The 9,612-nt window shown below is 62.2% G+C and carries 9 protein-coding genes; 5 read left to right on the top strand and 4 right to left on the bottom strand.

Going from position 1 to position 9,612, the window contains the following annotated elements; translation table 11 throughout:
• Window positions 1-250 (top strand): RHS repeat-associated core domain-containing protein (locus tag QE494_RS15525; RefSeq protein ID WP_300044637.1); only part of this gene is annotated, 250 nt, incomplete at its 5' end.
• A 794-nt stretch (window positions 251-1,044) separates the two neighbouring features.
• Here QE494_RS15525 and QE494_RS15530 read toward each other — a convergent pair.
• Both QE494_RS15530 and QE494_RS15535 read right to left on the bottom strand, forming a co-directional pair.
• The gene (locus tag QE494_RS15530) at window positions 1,045-1,578 is read right to left on the bottom strand and encodes a hypothetical protein (RefSeq protein WP_300044640.1); all 534 of its coding nucleotides are present in this window, start codon (window positions 1,576-1,578) and stop codon (window positions 1,045-1,047) included.
• Window positions 1,579-1,593: 15 nt separating this feature from the next.
• A complete protein-coding gene (locus tag QE494_RS15535; protein WP_300044642.1) occupies window positions 1,594-3,117 on the bottom strand; it encodes a hypothetical protein in 1,524 nt (507 codons plus the stop codon).
• Window positions 3,118-3,510: 393 nt separating this feature from the next.
• On the opposite strand from QE494_RS15535, the gene QE494_RS15540 reads away from it, so the two are divergent.
• From QE494_RS15540 to QE494_RS15555, 4 genes are all read left to right on the top strand, one after another.
• On the top strand, window positions 3,511-4,419 hold the full coding sequence (locus QE494_RS15540) for a LysR family transcriptional regulator (RefSeq protein WP_300044644.1): 909 nt from the start codon (window positions 3,511-3,513) through the stop codon (window positions 4,417-4,419).
• Between the two features lie 102 nt (window positions 4,420-4,521).
• On the top strand, window positions 4,522-5,538 hold the full coding sequence (locus tag QE494_RS15545; protein WP_300044647.1) for an ornithine cyclodeaminase family protein: 1,017 nt from the start codon (window positions 4,522-4,524) through the stop codon (window positions 5,536-5,538).
• A 25-nt stretch (window positions 5,539-5,563) separates the two neighbouring features.
• A complete protein-coding gene (locus QE494_RS15550) occupies window positions 5,564-6,583 on the top strand; it encodes a dihydrodipicolinate synthase family protein (protein ID WP_300044650.1) in 1,020 nt (339 codons plus the stop codon).
• A 134-nt stretch (window positions 6,584-6,717) separates the two neighbouring features.
• Window positions 6,718-7,680 (top strand): tripartite tricarboxylate transporter substrate binding protein, encoded by a 963-nt coding sequence (locus QE494_RS15555; RefSeq protein WP_300044653.1) that lies wholly within the window; start codon window positions 6,718-6,720, stop codon window positions 7,678-7,680.
• A gap of 177 nt (window positions 7,681-7,857) precedes the next feature.
• Here the strand turns inward: QE494_RS15555 and serB are convergent, their stop codons facing one another.
• Window positions 7,858-8,574, bottom strand: a complete 717-nt coding sequence (serB, locus tag QE494_RS15560; protein WP_300044656.1) for a phosphoserine phosphatase SerB — start codon at window positions 8,572-8,574, stop codon at window positions 7,858-7,860.
• 139 nt (window positions 8,575-8,713) lie between these two features.
• A partial coding sequence (locus QE494_RS15565) for a TRCF domain-containing protein (RefSeq protein ID WP_300044660.1) occupies window positions 8,714-9,612 on the bottom strand: 899 nt, incomplete at its 5' end.

Here is a 9,612-nt window from a genome sequence, read left to right on the forward strand (position 1 = left end):
CATCGGGAAGCTCACGCCCAGCACTCGAGGCAGCGCGGCGGCCCAGCCCTCGGTCATCGATCTGAGTCGTGCCTGGGCCCCCATGGAGATGCCCCTACGCTTTCCCGGGCAGTACGCCGACAAGGAGACGGGCTGGTTTCATAACCATTGGCGGACGTATTCGCCGAGGGAGGGGCGAGACTTGCAAGCGGATCCGATTGGGCTGGCGGGGGGCGTGAATCGGTTCACATATGTCGGTGGGGATCCGTGAATGTTCACAGACCCGCTGGGGTTGCAGAGCGACGCGCGGCCGAATCGACCAGGTTGGCCATCGTTCCTGCAGCCCACCCAGCCGAACCGAAATTGCGTCACGGCTGAATGTGCGGCGGGCTTGCTGCCTCCGCCCTCTGAAAATCGAAGCACAGAAGAAGTGGAGAAGGGGCAGTGTCGGTTGGTATGCGGCATGACTGCCGGGCCCCTTATGAATGCCTGTTTGAAGGCCGGCGGCATGACCACTGTTGGCAGTCAGCTGCTGGGACGCCCGGCAACGACTGATGTTTGCAAGCTGGTGTGCGAGTAGCACTATGGATAAGAAACCCTTCTATTTCACCTGCCCGAAGTGCGGATACCGTCGCTTTGTTCTGCCGATGAGAGGAAACTTTCGATGTGCCGCTTGCAACTCGCAAGTGCGCGTCCGCAGCGAAGGTGCCTATCTGATCGAATCGGTACTTTTGGCCCCAGCATCTCTGATTCTCTACGGGTCTGTCGCTGCTTTTCTGCAATCGCGCGGGCTGGATCGCGATGCTAGTCAAGGGTGTGGGATCTTTGCCGCATTTTTGATCACCTTGCCGGTCTATGTTGCGCTGCGGCCTTATTTGGTGGGACTGGAGAGCATAGAGCCAGCGGACGCCACTCAGTCGAAGCAAGACCAATAGTCGGCTGGTCTATAGCAAGCTCGGCCTTCAGCACTAGCGCACTTGCATAACTGGGACGTTCAATGCCGCGGCATGTGCGAGATCCTGCCGGGCGGCCGGTGGTAGAGCGGGCGTAGTCACCCTGTGGGCGCTATTTGTGCAACTGCCCCGGCATGACGATCAGGTCGCGACCAGTGCTGTCCTGGGTGACGGGTCCGGCGGGTGCGGCTTTCTTGCGCGCTGAACTCTTGTCCAGCGCAATCGAGATGACGCTGCTGCGATCAGCCTGGCGAGTGAACACGTTCAGATAGGGTTCCTCCCCAGGCGCCAGGCGTACCGTGACCCGACGTGTGGCCACCTGACCGGCAGGGAGAAGGTCCTTCTCCTGTGCCGTGATCTGGCCGGCGCCACTGAGCGTGTACGAGATGGTGGCGCCATCAGCGGCGTTCACACCTTCGATTCGTAGCAGCACTTCCACAGAATCCCCCCCGAGCCGGTTGACCGTGCTTTGGATCTGGATCCCGGAGCCACTCTTGTGCGAGGTCTTCGCCGGGTGCGCCGCTTGGGTCGGGTGGACGGGGTGAGCCACGTCTGCGAGACAAGGGTGAAGGCTGGCCAGCCCGAGCAGCCCGGCAGCCGACAGGACGGTCCCCAAGCGGCCATTGAACGAGGTGTTTCTTTTCATGTGGAGTTCTCCAGTTCAGTTAACGGGCGCTTTGGTGATCGTCACTTCGATGCATCCGGAGGGCACTTTTCCGTCGGTCACATCTTTGTCCTCCACACTCATGACTGTCGGTCCATCCGGCAAGTTCAGGTTCCCGTAAAAAGCAGGTTGAGGCGAGCCGTACCAGTTGCGAGTGCCCCCTTGCAGCACGCTAAGGAAGGGGTGAGCCTGGGTTCCGTCACCACGCGTCATCCCTCGAACAGTCACCCGGTACCTGCCCGCTGAGAGTGCATCGAATCGCATAAAGCGGTGGTTACCCAATTTGTTGGGGATGCCGAGCGATTTGTCCATGTTGGAGAGGGCCGCAACGTTGAAGCTGCAAACCCAAGAAGCGACATCCAGCGTCAGACGCTGGTAGATTGGCATTGCCTGTACATACGGCGGCACGTCGTAAATGCCCAAGCGCCCATCGTTGGTTTCGTTGGTGCCAAATGGATCACCCGAATCCTTTGAGGTCACGATGGAATGCGCCGATAGCAGCTGATCGAGGGTGTCGCCTGTGCCAGCGTTGTTGCGTCGGACGGCGTCCGAAAACGCAAAAATCGAGGTGAAGGCTGGCGTATTGGCCAAACTCTTCATGGCCTGGTGGATCGGAGCAAAGCCCGCCTGCAGGCTTAATTGGTAGACGATTTTCGCGATCGACTCTTCCCTGAACCACCCAGGCCGGGAGGGTGGTAACCCGTCGAGCAGGTATGAGAATCCATTGGCCTGACCCGGGCCCCCTGCATCGCTGTAGTCACGGCGCTCGGTGACGATGGCGGAGAGGGCATCGCCCCAGCCCTCGCTGAAGGCGACGGTCATTTCCAGCGGCTCACCGCCATGTGAGCCACCCGGGGAGTCGTCCCGAGAGAACGCCCACTGGTGGTAGTGGCCCCACTCATGGGCAATGACGGACTCATCGTATTCGTCTGTGTCGACACCGGCTTTTCCCAAAATGTAGATGTGTCCCTTGCCGTCGCTGCTCCGGAACCTGGTGCTCGTGATTTCGCCTGTTGCGGGGTCGCCAGCGCTTGGATTGTTTGCTGTGCTCCAGTGCAAGCCCAGGGGCTTGAGCCGCGCAGCGGGGTCCACTGCCAAAAGCTTGCGCTGCGCGCGGTAAACCGTGTCGAGGATGGCAAAGGGCGCTGCCGCGCGCGCTTCGACATAGGCCGAACCCGTCCAGCCAGAGGCAGCATGCACATGGGCCGTCCCCGTGTTGGACGCAAACGCCGGTGACTCGACCGCATACAGGGCATCTGCACGCGTGTTGTCGGTGACGGAGATCGGCGCGCCATTGGCATTCATTTGCGCCAGCACCCGAAGGCGGACGATCTGATCCGCCGCTAGAGAGACGCTGTAGCGGCCCTGGTCATCGGTTGTGGTTCGCGCGAGTAGCTGGCCGCCTTTGTCGACCACCTCCAAGGTTGCGCTACGGATCGGTCGCGCTTCGGTTTTCGAGTAGATCAGTTGGCCCGACTGGCTTGGAACGTAGTCAAAGGTGGCCAGGCCGCTGAGGTTCACGGGCGCGGAGTCTGCAGGCAGAGGGGCTGCAGGCAGTGGCCTGCTGCTGGCGTCGGGCACAGTGCTTTGAGCATCAGAAGACCCGCCACCGCCGCAGGCCGCGAGGAGGGCTAGCGCCAGGCCCGCCAGGGCTGCTTGAAGAAATCGCTTGGAAGAAGCTTTTTGCGCGCAGCGCCAGACGAAATCAATATGCATGAAAACCTCGGGTTGAACCCATCAACAGGGGTGCTCGCGGTCACGAGCCTGCGCTAGGTACCAGGCTCGATGGATTCACTCCAAATCGGCCTGACCTGTCGCTGACCCAGGTGTCCTCTGGGTGACTTCGATGGCGTACCTCCGGTTGGCTGTTGAGGTGACGTCTCGTTAGTGACGGGATACTGAGAAAATAGGTTCATGCCGAACCTTCTCGATCCCAAATGGTCTCTCTTCCTCAAGGTGGTGGAGACTGGCAGCGTGACACGTGCCGCCATAGCGCTCGACCTCGCCCCTTCTGTGGTCAGCCGGCACATTGCCAGCCTGGAGCGTGAGGCGTGCGTACGTCTGTTCAAGCGCACCGGGCGCGGCGTCGCTCTGACTGAACTGGGTCAGCAAGTCCACCCGCGCATCGTGGCCCTACAGCAGCAGGCCGAGCAACTGGCGGACGACATCCAGACGAGCGGTAGTACGCCAGTAGGTGATGTCCGGGTGGGTCTGCTTCCCTCGACGGTGCCGGTGCTGGCAGGCCCCTTGCACGCCGAGGTACGAAAGCGATGGCCCAGGGTCGGTCTGCATCTGAGCGAAGGCTCCAGCGCCCAGTTGGAAGAATGGCTGTCCCAGGGCCGGCTCGACCTCGCTTTGCTCCTGCGGGAGGAGGATACGGCCCTGCCCGATGAGACAGTGCTTAAGCGTGTATCACTCTATCTCATCGTCCCCGTTCGCCATCCGTTCGCCTCCCGCAAGTCCATCCCTTTTGATGAGGTCGCGCCGCTGCCCTTGGTCCTTCCAAGCGAGCCCCATCCGCTGCGGATCCGCCTGGCCAAACTGGCGAGGCAGAAGGGTCTGACCTTCACCCAGGTGATCGAGGCGGACTCGATCCGGCTACAGCACGAGATCGTCGCCCACGAAGGTGGCTATGCGATCACCGCAGGCGCCATTGAACCCCGCGCCAGGCGTCGCCTGGCGGCGGTCCGCATCGTGCGGCCACCGATGTCGCGCGCAATCGTTTTGGCGGCCGGCAAACACAAGGCCCATACACGTGCTGTCCGGGAGGTGACCCGGCTACTTGGCGGCATGGCACCTGTATTGCTCAAAGAAGATTTGTAATCCTGATAAGAATTGCCGAAAAGACAATTCTGATTTCTCCGATGCCGGCTAGTCCGGAGACCGATCGCTGCCTAGGATGCCTACAAACGAGGAGACATCGACTTGGGCGCCACCGTAGCCGGACCCGCCATCGCGGTCCCACCCACCCTTTTCATCACTGATGCCGAAGTGGCGCAGTTGGCCGACTGGCCTGCCGCCGTTGCAGCGTTGCGTCGTGCCTATTCGGTTCCGATCGCTCCGACCATGGTGCCGCCGCGATCCATGGCGCGCGGCGAAGGCATCTGGCTGCGTGGGCTCACCGCCGTTTCCCCGGCCGGTGGCCATATGGGCTGCAAGCTGATTGCGGCTAGCATGAAGGCCCGGCAGGCTAGCTACCTGATCTCGCTGTTTGACCAGACCACGATGGCGCTGGCGGCGCTTATCGATGGAAACCGCATCACCGGTATCCGCACTGCTGCTACGGCCGCTGTGGCCGTGGACAAGGCGGCGCCGAACCGACCGCTGCGTGTGGCCGTCATCGGGTCGGGCTTCGAGGCACAGGGCCTGCTCGCAGCCCTGGCTGCGGTGCGTCAGTTGTCCGAGGTGCGTGTCTTCAGTCCTACGCCTGCCAGCCGCGAGCGCTTCGCTGAAAAATTTCGGTTGGAGCTATCGCTTGCAGTCAAGGCCGTGACCCAGCCCGAGGATGCGGTCAAAGACGTCGACGTGATCCTCTGCGCTGCTCGCAGCCGCGATGAAAGACCGGTGATTCATGGTGATTGGCTGGAACCCGGCATGACTGTGGTGTCCATCGGCTCCACGCTTCCAGAGCAGCGTGAAGTCGACGAGCGCACCGTGGCGCGTGCGACCTGCATCATCGCCGACATGCCGGAGGAGGTAGCCCACGACACCGGCGACATGCTGGCCGCGACACGCGCTGGGGTCGACTTTGCAGGCAAGCTGGTGCCGCTCTCGGACTTTGTCGGAGGCCTCGTTTCCTCCGGACCGCAAGACATCGTGCTTTACAAGTCCGTGGGTTCTGCCCTGCAGGATGTCGTCATCGCCGAGATGCTGCTGGTCCAAGCCCGCCACAAGGGGCTGGGTTGCGAGATGCTCCATAGCATCGCCCCCGTCGCCAAGTAAGCCACTTTCATCGAGCGAACAAGCTATGCCCTCATACGCCAAGAAAGACGCCCGCGCCTGGGCCCGTGAACACCTTGTCGGATGCTCGGGCGTCACGATTCCCAGCTATTCGGCAGACATGCGCCGCCTCAACGAGAGAGGAATTCGCCATGATGTCGAGTTGATTCAGAAGCTTGGCTTCACCTACACCCTCTTGTGCTCAGAGGTGGCGATCACCCCCGAGGAGAACGCGCAGTTCACCGCCTGGGCCCGCGACACGGCCGGCCAAGGTATGGGCCTGTTCTTTCACGCTGCCTTTGGTACGCTCGCTGAGAACATCGAGGCGGTGAAGCTGGCCGAGAAGGCCGGCGCCGACCTGGTTCTGCTCTCTTACCCGACTCAGTTCTGGCCTACCAGCGAGCAGGAAATCTACGACTACACCCGGCTTTTTTGTGACGCCACAGACTTGGGCGTGATGCTATTTCCTATTCCCCTGTGGGGCTTCGAGCGGGTCCATCCGGCGGGTATGTCCGTGCAGCTCGTGCGGCGCCTGTTGAAAGACTGCCCCAACATCGTCGCGATCAAGTCGGAGCAGGGCTTTCCGATGCCTGGCGGCATCTGCGAGATGTATCACCACTTCCGCGACGAAGTCGTGATCTCCTGCCCCATCGAGTATGACGCTATCCCGCTCATGAGTCTGATGACGCTCCAATTCTCCGGCACCAGCAACACCCAATGGATGGGGGACTACTACCCTCGTGCCTTCGACATGGCCCGAAGCGGGCAATGGGAAGTGGCGATGGAGATGTACTGGAGGGTCAATCCCGCGCGCCAGGCGGGCGGCGCTGCCGCCCAGGCCTCAGTGCCAGGCACCAATGTCTTGAACCGCACCGTCTGGAAGTATCAGGACTGGCTGGCCGGCTTCAATGGCGGACCACTTCGCAGTCCTTCGCCCCGCGCCCCCGACCGCTTCATGAAGGGGATGCGCCAGGGCCTGGTGGCATCGGGCCTGCCGGTCACCTCCGACCCGGACAGCGCTTTCATCGTCGGCCGCCACCCCTGCTGAGGGGTCCGCATTGCGTGACATCACTAAGGATCTGGCGATCTGAAACTTTTTTCGAAATCAAGTACCCAGGCCGGGACGGGCTTGCGCCCGCGTTCAGGTGAGTGTTTCAACCCTCAAGAAAAGGAGACAAGGCCATGATGAATTTTCGTAAGGCGCGACGCTGGGTGGTTTTTGCGGCGGCCGCCTTCACCGTGAACCTGAGCGCCCATGCTCAGTCCACGGTGGTCAAAGTGGTGGTGCCCTTTCCCGCGGGGGGTGTCACCGACCTGATCGCCCGCTTGCTGGCTGACGGGATGGCCAAGCACCTTAGCCAGACCTTCATCATCGAGAACCGTCCAGGTGCAGGTGGCCGCATTGGCATTGACCTGGTGGCCAAGGCGCCGCCCGATGGCAGCACCATTTTGTTCACCAACTCCAGCTACAGCATCTTGCCGGTGGTGGAGCCGAAGATCGCCTTCGATCCGACCAAGGCGCTCACGCCGATTAGCATGGTCAGTACCTACGGCCTTCAAATGCTGGTCCGCAATGACCTGCCGGTCAACACTCTTCCTGAGTTCATCGACTTCGCGAAGAAGAACCCCGGGAAACTCAGTTATGGCAGCGCCGGTATGGGAAGCGGCACGCATTTCGGCGGCGAGTATTTCAAGTCGCTCACCGGCACCGTCCTGGTCCACATTCCCTACAAATCCACCAACGGTGCCCTCAATGATGTGGCCGGCGGTCAACTGGACTTCGTCCTCGATGGTGCGGCCAAGACGCTGGTGGATGCCGGCAAGGTCAAGCTGATCGCTGTCACCGGGTCCAAGCGGGACGCGCGATTCCCCAACACACCCACCGCTGCGGAAACAGGTCTCAAGGATTACGTGATGGAGTCCTGGGCCGGTTTCCTTGCGCCGCCGGGTACCCCTCAGCCTGCTATCGATCGCTTCAACCGTGCTGCGGCTGCTGCCCTGCAGGACCCTGCTGTACAAAGGCGATTCGCTGAGCTGGGTATGTCGCCCGAGGGTGGGCCCGCTAGCCGCTTGGGCGGGATGATCAAGGACGAACTCGCGCTCTACCGGAAGATGGCGAAGGACGCGGACCTCAAGTTCGAGTGAGGCATAGAGGGCCCTGGTTGATGACGCACGGAGCTGATTCGGATCACGCGCCGGAACCAAGGCCGTCTTCACCCTCAAGGGCCCTTTGCTCATGTCATCGGGTTAGCAACTGCTGAGTCAGGTCACCCCCAAGCAGGCGGCTGCCATGTCTTGAACATGACAGCCGGCAGAGTGACTTCAGATCGTCAACACTTGCAGGAGCCGATCCAACCCGCCGCTGTTGATCGCCACCATCGCCTGCTCGCGCACCTTGGGCTTGGCGTGGTAGGCCACCGAGAGGCCGGCCTCGCCCATCATCGGCAGGTCGTTCGCACCGTCGCCCACGGCTATGGCCTGCTTGGGCGAGAGCCCGTGGCGGGCGCAGGTGGTGCGCAGCATGCGGCGCTTTTCTTCGCCGTCGCAGATGTCGCCCCAGTCCTGGTCGACCATGCGGCCGGTCAGTTTTCCGCCTTGGACCTCCAGCACGTTGGATCGGGTCTCTTCAATGCCAAGGCGGTCGCGGATACGGTCGGTGAAGAAGGTGAAGCCGCCCGAGACCAGCAGGGTCTTGAGGCCGGCCTTCTTGCAGGCGGCTACCAGTTCGGCTGCACCCGGATTGAGCTGCAAGCGCTGGTCATACACCTGCTGCATAGCTGCTTCGGGCACGCCCTTGAGCAGGGCCACCCGCCGGCGCAGGCTTTCCTTGTAGTCGGTGATCTCGCCGCGCATGGCGGCCTCGGTGATGGCTGCCACTTCGTCCTTGCGTCCAGCGGCGGCGGCGATTTCGTCCACGCATTCGATATTGATCAGCGTGGAGTCCATGTCGAAGGCAATCAGGCCAAAGGCCTTGAGCGTGAGGGGCGGTATGAAGCCCTGGACCACGAGGCCGGGAGCGTATTCGTGTGTGTGCGTCATGTCGCTCGGCATTTTCGCACTTCGCCAATCCCCGTCTGGCAGCCCCTCATCCCCGTCTGGCAGCTCGTCCGAAGGGGCCTACGGCGAGGGCGTCCGCAAGGCGGTCGCCGCCCTTTACCAGGCTGGCAAACCTTCCTGATCAGGCTTGGGCCGCGACCTGGGGCTGCCCCAACGAGCGCAGCACATCGCGCACCAGCTGCGCCCGGTCCTTGGGGTCTTTCAGCTCGCGCTCGATGCGCAGCTTTTCGTTGCCGGCCAGCTTGATGTGCCGATTCTTTTGCACCAGCTCGATGATGCGCATCGGGTCAATTGGCGGGTTGGGCTTGAAGGTGATGTGGATGACGCCGGGCGCAGCGTCGACCTTGACCACCCCGTAGGGCCGGGCGAGTACCCGCAACCGGTGCACGTCGATCAGGGTCTGGGCCTGCGCCGGCAGCTTGCCGAAGCGGTCGACGATTTCTTCGAGCAGACCATCGATCTGGTCCGGGTTCTTGGCGGTGGCCAGCTTCTTGTAGAACGACAGCCGCAGGTGCACGTCGCCGCAGTAGTCGTTGGGGAGCAGGGCGGGGGCGTGCAGGTTGATGTCGGTGGCGGCTGCAAGTGGCGCAAGCAGGTCGGGCTCCTTGCCTGCCTTCAAAGAGCGCACCGCTTCTGAGAGCATCTCGTTGTACATCTGGAAGCCCACCTCCAGCATGTTTCCGCTCTGGTTCTCACCCAGCACCTCGCCGGCGCCGCGAATTTCGAGGTCGTGCATGGCCAGGTAAAAGCCCGAGCCAAGTTCTTCCATCTGCTGGATGGCCTCCAGGCGCTGAGAGGCCTGCTTGGTCAGGCCCTCGATCTCGGGCACTAGCAGGTAGGCGTAGGCCTGGTGGTGGCTGCGACCGACCCGCCCGCGCAGCTGGTGCAGCTGCGCCAGGCCAAACTTGTCGGCGCGTGACCTCACGATGGTGTTGGCGGTGGGCACGTCGATGCCCGTCTCGATGATGGTCGAACACACGAGCATGTTGAAGCGCTGGTGCACAAAGTCGCGCATCACCC

It is taken from the genome of Ramlibacter sp. (assembly GCF_029866045.1).
GTDB lineage: Bacteria > Pseudomonadota > Gammaproteobacteria > Burkholderiales > Burkholderiaceae_C > Ramlibacter.